The sequence below is a fragment of the Archangium minus genome, from assembly GCF_044360475.1.
Taxonomy (GTDB): domain Bacteria; phylum Myxococcota; class Myxococcia; order Myxococcales; family Myxococcaceae; genus Archangium; species Archangium minus.
Genome location: NZ_CP043494.1, coordinates 9,881,085 through 9,898,067, shown reverse-complemented (window position 1 = coordinate 9,898,067; position 16,983 = coordinate 9,881,085). Strand labels below are relative to the sequence as shown.

The 16,983-nt window shown below is 67.7% G+C and carries 15 protein-coding genes; 9 read left to right on the top strand and 6 right to left on the bottom strand.

All coding sequences use genetic code 11. From position 1 onward, the window contains the following. Nucleotides 1-26 precede the first annotated feature (26 nt). A complete protein-coding gene (locus F0U60_RS40400; protein ID WP_395807866.1) occupies nucleotides 27-833 on the top strand; it encodes a hypothetical protein in 807 nt (268 codons plus the stop codon). A gap of 1 nt (nucleotide 834) precedes the next feature. Here the strand turns inward: F0U60_RS40400 and F0U60_RS40395 are convergent, their stop codons facing one another. After that, the gene (locus tag F0U60_RS40395) at nucleotides 835-2,211 is read right to left on the bottom strand and encodes an alkaline phosphatase family protein (RefSeq protein WP_395807864.1); all 1,377 of its coding nucleotides are present in this window, start codon (nucleotides 2,209-2,211) and stop codon (nucleotides 835-837) included. 4 nt (nucleotides 2,212-2,215) lie between these two features. After that, nucleotides 2,216-2,884: a hypothetical protein gene (locus F0U60_RS40390; protein WP_395807862.1), complete on the bottom strand. Its 669-nt coding sequence runs from the start codon at nucleotides 2,882-2,884 to the stop codon at nucleotides 2,216-2,218. Nucleotides 2,885-3,057: 173 nt separating this feature from the next. On the opposite strand from F0U60_RS40390, the gene F0U60_RS40385 reads away from it, so the two are divergent. After that, complete coding sequence (locus F0U60_RS40385; RefSeq protein ID WP_395807860.1) at nucleotides 3,058-3,546, top strand: YqaA family protein; 489 nt, start codon at nucleotides 3,058-3,060, stop codon at nucleotides 3,544-3,546. A gap of 86 nt (nucleotides 3,547-3,632) precedes the next feature. After that, on the top strand, nucleotides 3,633-5,264 hold the full coding sequence (locus tag F0U60_RS40380; protein ID WP_395807858.1) for a pre-peptidase C-terminal domain-containing protein: 1,632 nt from the start codon (nucleotides 3,633-3,635) through the stop codon (nucleotides 5,262-5,264). A 75-nt stretch (nucleotides 5,265-5,339) separates the two neighbouring features. On the opposite strand, the gene F0U60_RS40375 is transcribed toward F0U60_RS40380, so the two are convergent. Beyond that, the gene (locus tag F0U60_RS40375; RefSeq protein ID WP_395807856.1) at nucleotides 5,340-6,527 is read right to left on the bottom strand and encodes an AI-2E family transporter; all 1,188 of its coding nucleotides are present in this window, start codon (nucleotides 6,525-6,527) and stop codon (nucleotides 5,340-5,342) included. 117 nt (nucleotides 6,528-6,644) lie between these two features. On the opposite strand from F0U60_RS40375, the gene F0U60_RS40370 reads away from it, so the two are divergent. The 5 genes from F0U60_RS40370 to F0U60_RS40350 all read left to right on the top strand — a co-directional run bounded on the left by F0U60_RS40370 (nucleotide 6,645) and on the right by F0U60_RS40350 (nucleotide 13,924). After that, nucleotides 6,645-7,058, top strand: a complete 414-nt coding sequence (locus F0U60_RS40370; RefSeq protein ID WP_395807854.1) for a DoxX family protein — start codon at nucleotides 6,645-6,647, stop codon at nucleotides 7,056-7,058. A 113-nt stretch (nucleotides 7,059-7,171) separates the two neighbouring features. Beyond that, on the top strand, nucleotides 7,172-8,623 hold the full coding sequence (gene xdhA, locus F0U60_RS40365; RefSeq protein WP_395807852.1) for a xanthine dehydrogenase small subunit: 1,452 nt from the start codon (nucleotides 7,172-7,174) through the stop codon (nucleotides 8,621-8,623). A gap of 5 nt (nucleotides 8,624-8,628) precedes the next feature. After that, nucleotides 8,629-11,016, top strand: coding sequence for a xanthine dehydrogenase molybdopterin binding subunit (xdhB, locus tag F0U60_RS40360; protein WP_395807850.1), 2,388 nt, complete (start codon nucleotides 8,629-8,631; stop codon nucleotides 11,014-11,016). A 210-nt stretch (nucleotides 11,017-11,226) separates the two neighbouring features. Continuing rightward, entirely contained in the window at nucleotides 11,227-13,089 is a 1,863-nt protein-coding gene (locus tag F0U60_RS40355) for a pre-toxin TG domain-containing protein (RefSeq protein WP_395807848.1), read from the top strand. Nucleotides 13,090-13,489: 400 nt separating this feature from the next. Next, a complete protein-coding gene (locus F0U60_RS40350) occupies nucleotides 13,490-13,924 on the top strand; it encodes a hypothetical protein (protein WP_395807846.1) in 435 nt (144 codons plus the stop codon). 22 nt (nucleotides 13,925-13,946) lie between these two features. Here F0U60_RS40350 and F0U60_RS40345 read toward each other — a convergent pair whose 3' ends face one another. From F0U60_RS40345 to F0U60_RS40335, 3 genes are all read right to left on the bottom strand, one after another. Further along, nucleotides 13,947-14,657 (bottom strand): heme oxygenase (biliverdin-producing), encoded by a 711-nt coding sequence (locus tag F0U60_RS40345; protein WP_395807844.1) that lies wholly within the window; start codon nucleotides 14,655-14,657, stop codon nucleotides 13,947-13,949. Continuing rightward, nucleotides 14,654-14,881: a hypothetical protein gene (locus F0U60_RS40340; RefSeq protein ID WP_395807842.1), complete on the bottom strand. Its 228-nt coding sequence runs from the start codon at nucleotides 14,879-14,881 to the stop codon at nucleotides 14,654-14,656. The genes F0U60_RS40345 and F0U60_RS40340 overlap by 4 nt, the downstream gene beginning before the upstream one ends. Before the next feature lie 138 nt (nucleotides 14,882-15,019). Next, a complete protein-coding gene (locus tag F0U60_RS40335; RefSeq protein WP_395807840.1) occupies nucleotides 15,020-16,261 on the bottom strand; it encodes a threonine/serine exporter ThrE family protein in 1,242 nt (413 codons plus the stop codon). Between the two features lie 122 nt (nucleotides 16,262-16,383). Between F0U60_RS40335 and F0U60_RS40330 the strand changes: the two genes are divergently transcribed. Then, nucleotides 16,384-16,980 (top strand): hypothetical protein, encoded by a 597-nt coding sequence (locus F0U60_RS40330; RefSeq protein WP_395807838.1) that lies wholly within the window; start codon nucleotides 16,384-16,386, stop codon nucleotides 16,978-16,980. Nucleotides 16,981-16,983 lie beyond the last annotated feature (3 nt).

Sequence of the window (16,983 nt, the reverse complement as noted above, 5' to 3'; positions counted from 1 at the left end):
CTGCTCGCGCCAGTTCTCGTGGCGACATGAAACCCGATCTCATCAAGAACACCCTGTCCTTGCTCCAAGAGGTGGCGTTGCATGCATCCACTTCGGAGCAACGTGACGCGCTCGAGAACTGCATGCTCACTCTCCACTTCATTAGCGGAAGGGGAGAGGCAGGTGAGTTCTCGGATTATGCCGAGAGCTTCGATACGGCACCTCTGACCCCTGTCCTCTCTTTTGCGACGAAGGATGAAGCGGATGGTTGGCTGCGGAATCACCCCGCTCCGCCCCATGGGGCCACCATCAGAGCCGCGGATGTTCTCTATACCGTTGCTTACTCACGAGAGCTCGAGCACCGGAAGTTGCTCCGCCTTCCCTCCAAAGAAGAGTTGGCGCAGATGGAAGGGGACGAGGAGAGCGGTGAAGAGGCCGAGGAGCAGGTGAGTCCTCCCAAGCCGAGCCTCGGTGCAAGTTTCGACTTCTTCGATTTCTTCAAGTGGACCTGCTTCCACCTCTTCGAGTTGGAGCAGCGTATTTCCTCACCCGAGGAACTCGAGGCCATCCGAACCGCCAGAATTGCCTTGCACTTCGTCATGCACGTGGGGGAGTACCACGGCTTCGAGGCGTACCTGGAGACTCTCCGCTCCTCGAGACTCTCACGTCCGCTTGAATCCTTCTCGACTCGGGATGCTGCGGAGACCTGGGTGGAGACTCAATCCGAGCCTCCAGCTCCTGGAGTGGTCGCCATCGGGAACGGCCTCTATTCCGTGGGATACAACCGCAGGCGTGCGCTGCGCGTGCTGATCCGCATTCCCACGCAACAGGAGTTGGACGCTGGAGCAGCGTGACTCAGGGAGCGGGCGGCGTCAGGGGCGCTCCGATCAGGTCGGGGTACTTCGCTCCTGTGGCGATGGGCCCCTCGTGTTTCAGCAGCTCGCGGGCTGCTTCCTGGAAGGCGCGCTCGTTGGGGGCCTTGGGCTGCCGCTTCATCGAGGGCACCGGAGGACACGCATGTGGCGCCACGGCGGGAACGGGCCGTAGGGCGGGTGCGTTCGCGAGTGCCTCGGACACGCTTCGGATTCCCTGCTCCTGGTTTCTTCGGTGCGTGACTGAGTCCGAGTAACCCTCTGGGCCTGACCCGAACTTCTCGGCGAGCAACTGAAGGATGGACGTGTGGTCGAGGTTGCCGTGGAAGGCCTTCCCGGGTTGTACCCAGGGGGAGATGAGCAGGCCGGGGACCCGCGGCCCGGTCGTTGTGAAGCGTTCTGTGTACTTCGCGTTTGGCGGCTTCAGGTTGTCGATGGGCAGCGGTGGCACGTGGTCGAAGAAACCGCCGTGCTCGTCGTAGGTGTGGATGAACAGCGTCCGCGCCCACTTGTCTGGGTTGCTCGTAAGCGCCGTATAGACCCGGTGCAGGAGCAGCTCGCCATGGCAGACACGTGCGATCGGATGGTTGCAATTGGGCGGCTCGTCCGACCAGAAGAAGTCGAAGTAGCGCGGCTCGATGAAGATGACCTCCGGCGTCTCGTCTGCCGGCTCGTGTTGGATGTCGTGCGCGAGCTCGCTGATGGGGCGGTACTTCGCCCCCACCAGCTCGTGGAACCGCCCGAACAGCAGGAAGAAGGGCGGCCCGTCATGGTAGACGCGCCAGCGGACCTTCCTCTTGTTCTTCTTCTGGGCGTTGTCCAACCAGTCGAAGACGTGCTCCTGGTGCTCGATGAGCCGCGAGCCCGTGTCGTCGATCAGCGTGGTTCCCGTGAAGGCCATGCAGCGGTTGGGCTGCGTGTCCGTGGGCAGGGGCGTGAACCAGCGATCGCACACGCAATACTCCCTGGCCAGGAAGGACGTCATCCAGGCTCCGCGCGAATCGAAATACCCCATGGGGGGCGAGTGCTCCCCCGCTCGATGCTGGGTGTAGTCGACATACGCCTCGACGAAGCCTGACATCCGGAACTTCTTGCCGCTGCGGCTCCGCGCCATCTGCATGTTCACGTGGTAGCGGCTGTGGGGGAGATCCCGGATGACCAACGCCTCGTCCTGGATGAGGAAGGGCCGGAAGAAGCGCTGCGCGAAGAAGTTGGCGTAGCGCGGCTCGGTGTCGGGGTTGCGCAGTCCGTCCACATCCCACTCCGGATGCTCCAGAGACAGGTGCCCCAGCATGTGATCGAACGACCTGTTCTCCTGCATCAGGATGACGATCGTCCGGATTTCGTCGAGCGCGGCCATGGCTTCACCTCGGGCATGCGAGCTGGAATTTGATGATCAACCGGCCATCCACTGACTCGAGCGCGTCCTCGCAGCTCTCGCCCGCGTCGAGCGGGACGCGCAGTTGCCAGAGTCCCTGGGCGGGCTGTCCCTCGAAGCCGGGTGCCTTCGCGCCTTCTCGTACCGTCTCGGAGGTCTCTCCCTTTCCGATGACCAGGGGGCGCGCGTTCATGTTCGTCACCTGCCCAAGGCGCACGTTGGGCGAGAGGTGGCTGCCGTCCAGCTGGAAGGAGGACTCCAGGGCCCCCGTCTGCTCCGAGCAGGTGAACTGGCTCCGACCCTCGGCATCGACGACGCCGTACTCGAGGTCCTTCGGAGGAGAGAGCACCTCGCTCTCGGTGAGCTCCTTCTTGAGGCCGAAGACGCGGGAGGTCTCCAGGTGGAAGCGCGTGGGTCCGCTGATGGTGACGGTCTGGGTCCCCGTGTTGTCCTTCCGACCGAGCGCGGGAATTTCGGGGAAGGCCTCGATGCGGACGGGCCCGTTGGTCTCCCAGCGGAGCGTGACCTCGTCGCCGGGGCAGGCCACCGGAGGGGTCGCGGTGAAATGCTGGATGTGGGGCTTGGGCAGGCAGCCACCCAGCACTGCGGCGAGCACCATGCACACCAGGACGCTCTGTTTCCTTGCCGCGCTCATACATTCCCCCCGGCCCCACCAAGGTTGATGGGCGGTTGTTGCGCCGGACTGCTTTGCGCCCTTGGAGGATGATGGAACTCACCCTGTTTGTGACGGGACACCTGCCGCCAGGCTCCTGTTCCCGACAGGAGAGGGGGCGGGCGGGGAGCACCCTCTGTAGAGTGCGCGCCACGATGCCGGACGCGTCCACGCTCGCCGAATGGGGATTGCCGGGGCTCTTCCTGGTGGCGCTGGTGGCCGGCTCGGTGCTGCCGGCGCCCTCCGAGGCGGTGCTGGCCGCGCTCATTTATGGAGGGGTTCCTCCAGCGCCGGCCGTGGCGGTGGCCACCGGGGGCAATGTGCTCGGGGCCCTCACCGTCTATCTGCTGGGCCGTTGGGTGGCACGCGGAGGAGGGGGCCCCGTGGGTCGCTGGGTGCAACGCCGAAGTGCCAGCGAGGGCCCCCGGTTGGAGCGAGCCCGGGCGCGGCTGGCCACCTGGGGCGCCCCGGTGCTCGCCCTCGCGTGGATCCCCGTGGTGGGAGATGTGTTCGTCCTCGCCGCCGGCCTCGTGGGAGTGCGCTGGGGGCCCTTCGTCGGCTTCGTCACACTGGGCAAGGGGCTGCGCTACCTCTTCGTCGCGTTGTCCGCTGTCGCGGCGAGCCATACTGGAATTTCACAGTAGGGTTGCGGGACAACAGGGGGTAAATGGACGATGATGGGGCCGCTGTACCCCTCAATCGCCCGCCCGCTGCGGGCAGGAAGTCGCTGATGCATCAGTTACCTCCCTCGAAGCGCGCTGGCTTCGGCTCCTGGTTGTTGGTCCCTTTGCTCACCCTGGTGCTCGCCGCGTGCGGTGAGGGTTCTTCCGTGGACTCGCTGGAGCCCACGCAGAACAGCGTGTCGTTCAATGGCGCCTCGCTCACCGATGTCCGGGTGCGGCTGATGGCCGCCAACATCACCAGCGGCAACAACCAGAGCTACGACCCGGGCCACGGCACCCGCATCTTCCAGGGCACGAAGCCGGACGTGGTGATGATCCAGGAGTTCAACTACGGCAACAACTCGGCTGCCGCCATCCGGAGCTTCGTGGATGAGGCTTTTGGACCGGGCTTCTACTACTACCGCGAGGGCGGGGCGCAGATTCCGAACGGAATCATCAGCCGCTGGCCCATCATCGCCTCGGGCGAGTGGACCGACACGCAGGTGAGCAACCGGGACTTCGCGTGGGCCCGCATTGACGTGCCGGGTCCCAAGGATCTCTGGGTCGTGAGCGTGCACCTGCTCACCTCGGGCAGCACCGTGCGCAACACCGAGGCGACCAACCTGGTCAAATACATCAAGGCCAACATCCCCGCGGGGGACTATTTGGCTATCGGCGGTGACTTCAATACCGACAGCCGCTCCGAGAGCTGCCTCTCCACGTTCAGCCAGGTGGTGACCACGAGCGGCCCGCACCCGGCGGACCGGAACGGCAAGGAAGGCACCAACGCCGGTCGCACCAAGCCGTACGACCACGTGTTGGTGGACTCGGACCTGCGCGCCTACCAGACGGCCACGGTCATTGGCTCCAGCTCGTTCAGTGCGGGCCTGGTGGTGGACACGCGTGTGTACTCGCCCCTTTCGGAGATCTCCCCCGCGCTGTCGGGTGACAGCGGCGCGTCGAACATGCAGCACATGGCCGTCATCAAGGACTTCCTCATCCCGGGTGGCGATGAGCCGACCCCTGTGGGGAGCGTGACGGTGGTGGCGCCCAACGGCGGGGAGAGCTGGACGGCGGGCAGCAGCCGGACCCTGACCTGGACGTCGAGCAACGTGAGCAACGTGAAGCTCGAGTACACGACGGATGGGAGCACGTGGAACGTCATCTCCGCCAGCACGCCGGCCTCCGCGGGCAGCTACACCTGGACGGTCCCGAACTCGGTGACCACGACGGCGAAGGTGCGGGTGAGCGATGCGGCCAACGTGGCCGTCACCGACGTGAGCGATGCGGCCTTCGCCATCACCTCGTCTACCCCTCTGCCGGATCCGACGACCGTCATCACGCAGGAGACCGAGAACAACGACACCGCGGCCACTGCCAACGGGCGGGTGGCGGCGGGCACCAGCGTGAGTGGGGCCCTCACCACCAACACGGACGTGGACTGGTTCAAGTTCACGGTGACCTCGCCCGGTACTGTCACGGTGCGGCTGGTCATGCCCGGGGTGGCGGACCTGGACTGGTACCTGTACACGCCGGATGACGTGAACCTGTACGCGGCGCGCGGCTACTCCTCGAGCAACCCGGAGGTGGGCAGCTACTCCGCCACGGCCGCGGGCACCTACTACGTGAAGGTGGTGGGCTACGCGGGCGCGATGAGCAGCTACACGCTCACTGTGACGGGCGCTGGCGTCCAGCCGTAGTCCCAGCGAGAAGACGTGAGGACTCCCGGGCGCACGTGACACCCGGGAGTCCTAGAGGCGCCCCTTCTTGAGGCTTCAGTGGCGGTGCTCGTCCGCCCCACCATTCGTGTGGAACCCGGAGGCCTCCCACTCCTCGCCTTCGGGCACCGAGGGCTCCGCCAAGGCGGGCTTGGTCAGCGGTGGGGTGCCCGGGTCTCCAGGGCGGGGGGAGGGCCGGCCGTAGTCGCGCTCGTAGATGCGCACCACGGCGAGGAAGAAGGCCACGATGAGCGGCCCCAGGAGCAGGCCAATGGCGCCGAAGACGGCCAGGCCGCCGAGCAGGGCGAAGAAGACGATGGCGCCGTGCATGTGCATGCCGCGCTTGGCGAGTATGGGCTTGACGACGTTGTCGGAGAGCCCCACCACGACGACGCCCCAGACGGCCAGGATGAGCGCGGCGATGGGGTGGCCGGTGGCGAGCAGCAGCAGGGCGGCGGCCAGACACACCACGGCGGCGCCCACGGCGGGGATGAGGGCGAAGAAGAACGTCACCGCCGCGAAGAAGATGGGGACCGGCACACCGGTGATGAGGTAGCCCACCAGGGCCGCCACCGCCTGCACACCCGCGGTGGCCACGCTGGACACCAGCACGGACTTGGTGACGCGGCGGAACTCGTTCAGCAGCTCCGTCGTCTGCCCTCGCTTGAGGGGAGACACACTCTCCATCCACGCGACAAGTCGCTTTCCATCCACCAGCAGGAAGTAGAGCGCGATGAGCATCATGACGGTCTGGAAGACCGCCGAGCCCGTGGTCGCCACCACTCCGCCCACCGTCTGGGCCGCCGTGGCGCCCCGGGTGGTCAACTGCTCCTGGAGGGTCTGCCACACCCCGGCGCTCTCTGACTGGAAGCGCTCGAGCAGCCGCCCCGCGTGATCCTTCAGGGGACCGGGGACGTAGGTCACCAGTCCCTGCAATCCCCGCTGCTGCACCGTGGTGGAGATGAAGTTCACCCCCTCGATGACCTGGGAGACGATGAAGGCGGTGAGGGCCGCCAGAGGCGCCAGGAGGGCCAGGACGGTGCCTACGCAGATGAGACCGGCCGACAGCCCGCTCTTCCCCCGAAAGCGCTGCGTCAACCACCGCTGCAGGCCCTGGAAAGCTCCGGCAAGCACCGCGGCCAGGAAGAAGGCGTTGAAGAACGGGGAGGCGACTAGCAACAGCAGGGCAATAGAGACGAGGATGAGCCCCACGAGGACACGCCGGGCTCCTTGTTCAGTGGCCATGGCCCCACTATGGGGGCGATCCCTGGTGGGAGGAAGGGGCAGGGGCCGTCCAGCCATCCGCTGGGCTCCCCTGCTTGGTGCTTGGGGAAGCAGGCAGGCCGGTTAGAGTGCGCGCCCATGCCGCCTCTCGACTCGAACCTCTTCCCCCTTTGGCTCGTTCAGGCGCTGTGCGCCCTCTTTCTCGCCATCACCTTCCTCCAGTCTGGCTTGGACAAGGTCATCGACTGGAAGGGCAACCTGGGGTGGCTTACCGGACACTTCGCCAAAAGCCCGCTGCGCAGCATGGTGCCGCTGCTGCTGGCCACCCTCACGGTGCTGGAGCTGGCCGCTGGTGCGGTGAGCGCGGTCGGGCTGGTGTTCCTGGTGCTCTCTGGCGCCACGCGGGTCGCCATGTGGGGCGCGGCCCTCTCCGGGCTTTCTTTCGTGGCCCTCTTCTTCGGCCAGCGCATGGCCAAGGACTACGCGGGGGCCGGAGGCCTCGTCCCTTATTTCCTCGTGAGTCTGGTGGCGCTCCTTACCCTGCGCGGTTGAACCGTCAGGTGGCGGGCACTTCCGGCACGTCCTGGTCGGGGCAGCACCCCCGACGTGGACCGTAGTAGGCTGAACCCCCGGCCTTCCCGTGGAGGGTGGACCGGGGGAGGCCCATGGAACGCCTGCGCTTCTTCCTGAATGACCGGCCCGTCGAGGAGACGGGGCTCTCTCCCACCACCACGCTGTTGCGCTACCTGCGTGACAGGGCCCACCTGCCCGGTACCAAGGAGGGCTGTGCCGAGGGCGACTGCGGGGCCTGTAGCGTCGCCGTGCTCGAGCACGATGGCCAGGGAGCCCCCGCGCTGCGCTCGGTGAACGCGTGCCTCGTGCTGCTGCCCATGGTGCAGGGCAAGCGCGTGTACACGGTGGAGGCGCTCAAGGAGGGCGGGAAGTACCACGTCGTCCAGGAGACGCTGGCGCGCGAGCTGGGCTCGCAGTGCGGTTACTGTACCCCTGGCGTCACCATGGCGATGCTGGAGGCCTGCCACCGCCGCGACCTGGATGAGCCCTGGAAGCTGGACGCGCAGATGTGCGGCAACCTCTGCCGCTGCACCGGCTACCGGCCCATCCGTGAGGCCGCGGGCCAGGTGGCCGGCCTTCGTCCTCCGGATCGCTTCGCTCGTGCGCTCGCGGAGACGCAGCCCGAGCCCATGGAGCTGGCCTACGCGGCCGGCGCCCAACGCTTCTTCACCCCCGGCTCGCTCGAGGCCCTCTGGGACGTGTTGGACAAGCACCCGGAGGCCCGCTTCGTGGTGGGCGGGACGGACTTGTCGCTGGAGGTGACGAAGCGCTACGCGGAGCCCCCGCTGCTGGTGTCGTTGGAGGCGCTCTCCGAGCTGCGCGTGCTGGAGCCGCGCGGCGGCGGGCACCGCCTGGGTGCCACGGTGCGGCTGACGGACCTGGAGGACTACGCGCGCGCCACGTGCCCGCCCCTGGAGCGGATGCTGCGCTACTTCGCCTCGCGGCAGATCAAGAACCGCGCGACGGTGGGGGGCAACCTGTGCACCGCCTCGCCCATTGGAGACCTGGCGCCGGTGCTGCTCGCGCTGGGGGCCGAGGTGGTGCTGCACTCGCGGGCAGGGGAGCGACGGGTGCGGCTGGAGGACTTCTTCCAGGGCTACCGGCGCACGGCGCTCGGGCGTGGCGAGGTGCTGGCCTTCGTGGACGTGCCGGCTCAGCCGGAGGGGACGAGGGCGCTCGCGTACAAGGTGTCCAAGCGGCGCGAGCTGGACATCAGCGCCGTGTCCGCGGGCTTCCGGGTGGTGGTGGACGGGGAGGGGAAGGTGGCCGAGGCGCGGCTGGCCTACGGAGGCATGGCGGCCACGCCCTCGCGGGCCCGGCGTACCGAGGCCGCGCTGGTGGGCCGTCCCTGGACGGAAGCCACGGTGGAGGAGGCGCTCGCCTTGCTGGACGAGGACTTCAAGCCGCTGTCCGACCACCGAGGCTCGGCGTGGTACCGCGCGCGGGTGGCGAAGAACCTCTTGCGCGGCTTCTTCCACGAGACGCTCGCGGAGCCGATGCCCCGGCTCGCGGAGCATCATTCGGCCACGGTGCAGGTGAGGTGAAACGGATGAGCACGCTTCCTTCTTCTCCTGATTCCACCCGCGCCCAGCAGACCGAGCCGGCCCGTACGCCCCTGCATGCCCCGGCTCCGCACGAGAGCGGCCTGAAGCACACCAGCGGCGAGGCCCTCTACGTGGACGACCTGCCCGCGCCGCCGGGGATGCTGGCGGGGCACCTCGTCACCTCGCCGCACGCGCACGCGCGTCTGTTACGCAAGGACGCCTCGCGTGCCCAGGCCCTGTCCGGTGTCCACGCCGTGCTCTTCGCCGAGGACATCCCTGGAGAGAACCAGGTGGGCCCCGTCATCCACGACGAGCCCCTGTTTGCCGACGGCGAGGTGCACTTCGTGGGGCAGACGGTGGCGCTGGTGCTGGCGGAGAGCGCCGACCTGGCCCGCCGTGCCGCCGCGCTGGTGGAGGTGGAGTACGAGCCCCTGCCCGCGCTCCTGACCCTGAAGGCGGCGGTGGAGGCCGGTGCCTTCCACACCACCCCGCATACCATCCGCCGGGGAGAGCCGGAGGCGGTGCTCGCAGCGGCGCCGGTGCGCCTCTCGGGCGAGTGCATGACGGGCGCTCAGGACCACTTCTACCTGGAGACGCAGGTGGCACTGGCGGTGCCCGGTGAAGACGACGCGGTGCACCTGTGGAGCTCCACCCAGCACCCCTCGGAGGTGCAGGCCATCGTCGCCGGAGTGCTGGGAGTGGGGCGGCACCAGGTGGTGGTGGAGGTGCCGCGCATGGGAGGCGGCTTCGGCGGCAAGGAGACGCAGGCGGCGCCGTTCGCGGCCCTGGCGGCCCTGGGCGCGCGCGTGACTCGGCGGCCGGTGAAGGTGTGGCTCAACCGCGACCAGGACATGGCCTTCACGGGCAAGCGTCACCCCTTCTGGGGCCACTATGACGCTGGCTTCGACGCCGAGGGGCGGCTGCTCGCGTTGAAGGTCGAGCTGTTCTCCGATGGAGGGTGGAGCACGGACCTGTCGCACGCGATCCTGGATCGAGCGCTCTTCCACCTGGACAACGCGTACTTCGTCCCGGCGTTGCAGTTCGTCGGCCGGGTGGCCCGGACGAACCTGCCCTCCAACACGGCCTTCCGCGGCTTCGGCGGGCCTCAGGGCATGTTCGTGATGGAGGAAGTGCTGAACCGCGCCGCCGAGCAGCTCGGGTTGGATCCGGCCGTGGTGCGCGAGCGGAACTTCTACCGGGACGCTCCCGGGAACGTCACCCCGTATGGGCAGCCGGTGGAGGGCAATCGCCTGCCGCGCATCTACGCCGAGCTGATGGCCTCCAGCGATTACGTTCAGCGGCGCGCGGAGATTGATGCATTCAACGCCTCCTCGCGGTGGACGAAGCGAGGCATCGGCTTTCAGCCGGTGAAGTTCGGCATCTCCTTCACCACGAGCTTCCTCAACCAGGCGGGTGCCCTGGTGGTGGTGTACACGGACGGCAGCGTGCAGCTCAATCACGGTGGTACCGAGATGGGGCAGGGGCTGCACACCAAGATGCGAGCTGTGTGTGCCCATGAGCTGGGCGTCCCTCCCGAGCGCGTGCGGGTGATGAACACCGCCACGGACAAGGTGCCCAACACCTCGGCCACGGCCGCCTCCAGCGGCGCGGACCTCAATGGCCAGGCGGTGAAGCAGGCGTGCGAGGTCCTCCGGGATCGGCTGCGCCCGGTGGCCGCGCGGCTGTTGCAGCTCGAGCGCGGTGGAGAGGTGGACTCGCTCGCCTTCTCCGGGGGCCGCGTCTTCCTTCCCGCACGTCCCGAGCGCTCGGTGTCGTTCGCCGAGGTGGTTCATGCCGCGTACCTGGCCCAGGTGTCGTTGTCGGCCACGGGCTACTACCGCACGCCGGACATCTCGTATGACCGGGTTGCCGGACGCGGCAAACCCTTCCACTACTACGCCTTCGGCGCCGCGGTGGTGGAGGTGGAGGTGAGCGGCCTCACCGGCGAGCACCGCGTGCGCCGCGTGGACATTCTCCACGATGTGGGCTCCTCACTGGTGCCCAGCATCGACAAGGGCCAGGTCGAGGGAGGCTTCATCCAGGGCTTGGGGTGGCTCACGTGCGAGGAGGTGCTGTTCGACACGAAGGGGCGGCTCGTCACGCACTCGCCGGACACGTACAAGATTCCGGCGGTGGGGGATGCGCCCGAGGACTTCCGTGTCGCCTTGCTGGAGCGCGCGCCGCAGGACAACACCCTCCACGGCAGCAAGGCGGTGGGCGAGCCTCCGTTCATGCTGGCCATCGGCGCGGTGACAGCGCTGCGGCACGCAGTGGCCGCATTCGGGGCGCCGCGCACGCCGGTGGAGCTGACCTCGCCCGCGACGCCGGAGGCCATCCTGCGCGCCGTGGAGATGGCGCGGGGCGGGGGCGCTCTCCCCGAGGGCTCGAAGTGAAGCGGCTCCCGCGCTCCCTGTGACTGCACGGGGGGCGCGGTGCGCAGAGATTCGATCTCTTGTCGACGGTGCTCCCCCACTGCGCTCCGCATGAGGACTCTCTCTTTCCTTCTCATCGTGCTGCTGGTGGCGGTGTCCGCATGCCGGAGCCACACGGACGGCGGCCCGGGTTCTCGCCTGGAATTGTCGAGGGGCGGGGTGGGAGTGGGCATGACCTCTTCGATGACACCCGCAGTCGAGGTGCTGGAGGGGACGAAGGAGATACGTACCCAGGCGTGGGCGGCGGTGCGCGGGTTGAGGCGCAGGGGGGCGTGGCTGTCTCTCGGGATGCGTGTGGAAGGAGGGCGGGTACGGTTACTTGCCCTCCACAAGCACGAGGGGACAGGTGCCCGTGTTGCTGCGGTGGAGGCGGAGAGCTTCCGCCAATTGCTGGAGTGGGCGCTGTACCGGTACGTGCGAGGCCACCGGGGCGAGGTGGTGCTGACATTGAGGCGGAGCGAAGGCATGTGGAGGGAGGAGGTGGAGTCGTCGGGCCCGGTGCTCTCGGCCGTGTCGCCCCAGGCTCCCTACGAGGCCTTCCTTCGCCACCAGCGGGAGAAGCTCCAGGCTTCCAGCCTCTCCGAGGCCGCACTCCGCAAGGAGCTGGCGGCGCTGACGAAGCTGGATGCATGGGTGCTGCGGCAACCGGAGGCTGCGTTGGAGAAGGCCCCCTCGCCTCTGGCTCGGTACGTGGAGCTGTTGGAGGAGGAGCGAGAGCGTGAGGTTCGCGGGCGAGCCGTGCAGCGCAAGCTGGCGGAGTATGAGGCCTGGGGACGTACGCTACTGGAGACGCACCTGGCGCCTCCGCGCCGTGTGGCACCGGGCTACCTGCTCGCGGAATCGCCTCTTCGCGAGCTGTCGCTGCGGGCCCTGGGCAACGCCACACTCTCCTGGGCCTACGCTCATACGGAGGACCCGGACTTCTTGAAGCGCACGCCCGAGGAGGTGGCGCTCTACTTGCTGGCGAGCCGCTCCGCTCTGGCGAGCGCGGTGCAACTGGGCCGGCTGGCACCCGTGCACCTGGATTACAGCGAGGCCCTGGACCCGGAGGTGTACACCTCTGATGAGCTGGTGCTGGAACTCCTGGTGGGTTTGTCACCGGGGGTGGGAGAGGTGACGGATGCGCGGGCGGCCGTTACCGGCGAGAGCTTTACAGGCCATCAACTCTCGCGCACCGAGCGAGTGGTGTGTGCGCTGGGTGTGCTGCTGCCCTTCGTCACGGGTGCCGTGCTGATGAAGGGGGGCAAGGAGGGCGCCGAGCGGCTGGCGCTGCTCACGGGCCGGGGATTGAACGAGGTGGAGGTGCTCTCGCGCGTGGCCTCGCACCTGTCCCCCAAGGATGCGAAGGAGATCGAGCGCTTGATGATGGAGGCCTCCCGGGGCCACACCTTCACCCAGGAGGAGCTGCGATTCCTCGAGCGGGTTGCGCATGGGCTGGAGGCGGCTCTGCGCGAGGCGGCCGAGGCGCTGCGGGCCGGCCAGAAGGTGCCGCTGCTGGGCGTGCGAACCCTGCCAGATGGCAGCCGGCTGCTACCCGGTACGCGGGCCCACAAGGCGCAGCGCTGGGTGGACTACCAGTTCCGCCACCCGGAGAAATACCGGCGATTCTCCTTCCAGCCAGACGAAGACTGGGAGCGCCTGTATGAGACCATTCTCAAGAACCGGCCGGCGGGCAACGCCTTCGAGGACGCCATCCTCAAAACCAAACACCATGAGCGCAACACCGCGATGATGATGCCCCCGCCGGGTAGCCGTTCACAGGGGTTCATTCCCGACGCCGTGAAGGGCAACCCGACGGAGTTGATATGGGGCCAGCCCTACTCCTTCGTCGAGGCCAAAGCACGCAAGGAGCTATCCGTCACCGGCAACCTCGATGCGATGATTGAGTATGTGGAAGAGTTCGGTGGCCACCTCGAATTGTGGGTCCGCTCCGCCAATCATCGTGATGGCCCTACGCATTTGTCGAAGCCGCTTCTGCGGCGCTTGAAGGGCCTGACAGACGATGGCAAAGCACGTCTGAACTACTATCCATGATTCGGAACCCAACATCCCCCTCTCCCGATATGTCATGTCCGTCAAGTACCTCGACATCCAGATAAGACTTCCTCCAGGCCGTCCTTCAGGCGAAGTCGTACGGGGGTTCCTCGGTCTTGTGCTTGTCCAATACCGATGGTTCGAGCCCAGGCGTTATGGTTCCGCCTCTCTGGCCAATGCCATGGATCCCACTCGTCTTGATCTTGCTCCGCTTATCGCCCACTACGAGGCTCGTAGGAGTCTGTGCGTCGCGGCCAGGACAGATCGGGACTTCATCTGGATTCAGCCTTCCTCTACAGGTGCGCCCCCCTTCACGGGTTCCATTTCTTGGATGACATCGGTCAGTTCCGCCTCGAAAGCCTCCTGGCGCGCATCGCTTGCACCTCAGGTGGCGGAGCTCATGCGTCTCGTTCAATCACCCCTTACCCTGGTTGGACTGGAAACGGATCTCGAAGGCAAGCAACGGCGGCGCGTTCGTAAGAGCATCCCCACGGAAGGAGGGGAGTTCACCTACTCGGAAGACGAATTCACCGTGCGCGACTACAGCGAGGGTCTTCCGGGTCTCGTCTGGCGCAACTTCTACGGGCCTCCCTTCATCCGCATGTTCGGCCAGCGCCTTGGCTCATTGCCCGCTGAGTGCCACAAGCAATTCGGGGAGGACATCGTCCTCGTCCAACCCTACGAGCTGCCCACCGAGGCCGGCACTGAAACGGGCATCGCCCGCGAGCGCGAGCTCATCTCGCTGCTCGGCCCCGAGTGCTTCTACGATCACGAGCACCGAACCCTCCCCACTCGCCGTCCTGTCCTGGACTCCCTCGGCCAGCCGCTTCATTGACGCGACTGTCCGTCCAGCCGCCTCAGGACATCCCACGCGCTGGTACCCACAGCCGTGGCAGCCAGCTTCCCGTCCTCGAGCTCTCGCGCCGTCCGTGAGCCGCGGGGAGGCTCCGGCCCAGCGCCTCGAAGAGCAGGTGCACCCCACGCACGGCGCGCCGCGCCTCGTTGGCGAGTACCTCACGTGCTTTCCCGTCCAGAGGCATCTGGTCGAGCGTATCGAGCAGGTGGGCCCGGTAGGCCTCTCCATCCAAGTGGGTGGCATGGCGGAGGAAGACCGTTCCCATCTTCCCGCGCAGCCCGAGTGTACGCGCAATCCCCGCGCCGCTCTGGCCGGCTCCGGGCAGGTCCGTGGCGTAGAGCACCCAGGCGTGCGCTGCGAGCAGCTCGGGGGCCTCGTCGCAGAGGAGGCCGAGCCGCTCCACATAGGCCGCCACCTCCTGGCGTGGCGCGTTCGAATACCAGCCCGGGCCGAGCAGGGTCCGCAGATCGTCCTGCAGCAGCTCGTTCCGCCACAGCTCGGGTAGACACAGGGGGCCTACCGCCGGGTGCAGGCGATTCCACATCAGCGCCCACTCCAACTCCGCGTAGACGGTCTGGAGGCAGGACAGGAGCCGCACATAGTTCGCCCGCTCCAGCTCTCCTCGTGCGAGCCGCCCGGCGAAGGCCGTGTGCGTCGCGGCGTGGGCCTCGTTGGCGGTGGCCTGCCGCAGCAGCTCCGTCAGCGTGCTCACTGCTTCCACCCTCCGACGGCGGCCTCCTTGGAGGGTTGCTCGGGTCCCCCGGACAGGGCCCGCACCGCATCCCCCATCGTGAGCCAGATGGCGTGCAGCGCGGCCTCGTCCATTCGGATCGTCATCGGCCCGAGGCTCAGGTGGATGTGGCCGCAGGTGCAGCGCGTCACCTCCGCGCTGGGGCTACGGGCCAGGAGGGTGCGGCAGCAGGGGGTCGTCGGCATGGGTCCTCCTCGGATTCACGTTGAATGTTGAAAATGATTTTGATTTTCGTTTTCAAAATCAAGATGCCAGACGGAGGGCAGGCGGTCAAGCCCTAGAGGGCAGGGAGTGGTATCCGGGCGGGTTGGACGGAACGCGCGTCAGAGCACCTTGCGCGGCGGGAGGAGGGCGTTGGCGAACAGGAGGCCGGCGACGAGGGCCACGGCCACCATGAGCATGGAGAAGGCGGTGTCTACGCCCGCGAGCACGTCTCGGGCGAGCAGGGACTCCATGCTGCGGAACCCGATGCTGCCCGGCACCAGCAGCATGATGGCGGGCACCACGGTGATGACGGCGGGGCGGTTGCGCACGCGCGAGAGCAGGTTGGTGCCCATCCCCACGACGAGCGCTCCGAGAAACGCGCCGAGCTGCGGTCCCAGCAACTGGGAGCCCAGACGCGAGCCCTGGTAGGCCAACATTCCGGCGAGGGCGATCCACCCCCAGTCGCGGGGCCGGGCGCGGAAGAGGACGCTCACTCCGAACATCATCAGCACGATGGACAGCGGCTCCGTCCAGGCCGGGAGCGCCGGGAGCGGACCGAGCTTCGGGGGGACGGGGAGCCACTCCGTCAACCGGGTGCCGAGCGCCACGCCGAAGCCGAGCTCCAGGAACACCAGCGCCGCGCCCGTGAGCCGCGACGTCCCGGAGATGAGGTTGCGTGTGGCGAGCTCGTTGAGGGCCACCGTCAGGCTCAGCCCGGGCAGCAGCACAATGAGGCCCGCCAGCGTGACGACCTGGACCGACAGCGGGCCCACGAGGCTCGCCGCCGCCACGGCCAGTGCCGAGGAGAGGACGGCCGCCACGGGCTCCAGCACCCAGACCGTCGAGGCCTGTCGCCGCGTCCACAGGTCCAGCCCGCCAATGAGGAGGCTGATCAGCGCCGCCACCCCCATCTCCCGAGGGCCGCCGCCGAAGAGCCGCGCTCCGCCCGAGGCGGCCAGGGCCCAGCACAGCAGGTGCAGGCCATTGCCGTAGCGAGGGGGCTCGGCGAGGACGGCCTCCACACGCTCGGCACCCTCCTCGGGGGAGAGCGCGCCCCGGATGACCTCGTCCGCGAGCGCATCGAGGCTCGCCAGCCGGCCCAGGTCCATCTCCCCGGGCTCCACGCGGATGAGGCAGGTCTGGAGGGACTCGGGAGGACCGAAGGACGCGAAGATGGAGGTAGGCGTGGAGAAGAAGCGAGCCTCGAGCCCCAGCCGTTGCGACACCAGCCGCATCTGCTCCTCCAGCCGGTGGGCGGGAGTGCCATAGCGGTGCAGCGCCTGTCCAAGACGCAGCGTGAACGAGACCGAGGGGCCTGGCGGTGGCGGCTGGAAGGCGACGAACTGTTCTGCCGGAAGCACGGGGCGCACATGGCAGAGGCTCTCTGGGGAGTCAAACGAAGCCTCTGTCATTCCTGCTGTCAGGTTGCCTGCCCCACGGCGTCCCTCCGAGCGCTCCCTCTTGACGAAGGCGTCCGTTCGCCGTGCTCTTGCGACCTATGAGTGACTTCGCGCAGGGATTCATCGTGTTGGGAGCGGCGCGTACCAAGGTGCAGCGTTCGCTCGGCTCGCGTCGATTGTCGGCCTTCCTCGCCTCCGGTCCGGGTAAGGCGTTGCGGCTGTGGCCCCAGGTCGAGGGCGAGGCCGCCGAGGAGGCCGCGACTGCGCTCTCCCGAGAGCTGCCGGGGAGCCGTGTCCTCGTCTTCTCCACCGGCGAAGACACCCTGAAGGTCGGCGCCCATGTGGAGGGTGCCTGCCAGACTCGCGAGGAGGTCGCCTTGCGCATGCGCACCGCGAAGCAGCTCGCTCAGGCTCATGCCGCCCTCCAGCGCGTGTCCACCGCGCTCGACTTCAAGGGACACCGGCCCACGCTGCTGCGTGATGGAGAGAGCCGCCCCGGCTTCCTCGCGCTCGCCGGCGTGAAGGAGGACGACATCGCCTCCCTGTCCTACGCACGGCTGGCGGAGGCTCGCCAACACCCGGAAGCCCCGGACGCCGCGCGCTTCCAGGGCTTCTTCTTCGTCGATGAGGAGGGAATGGCCCATCCCTTCTTCTCCTCTGACTCGGGCCAGGAGTCCTGACCG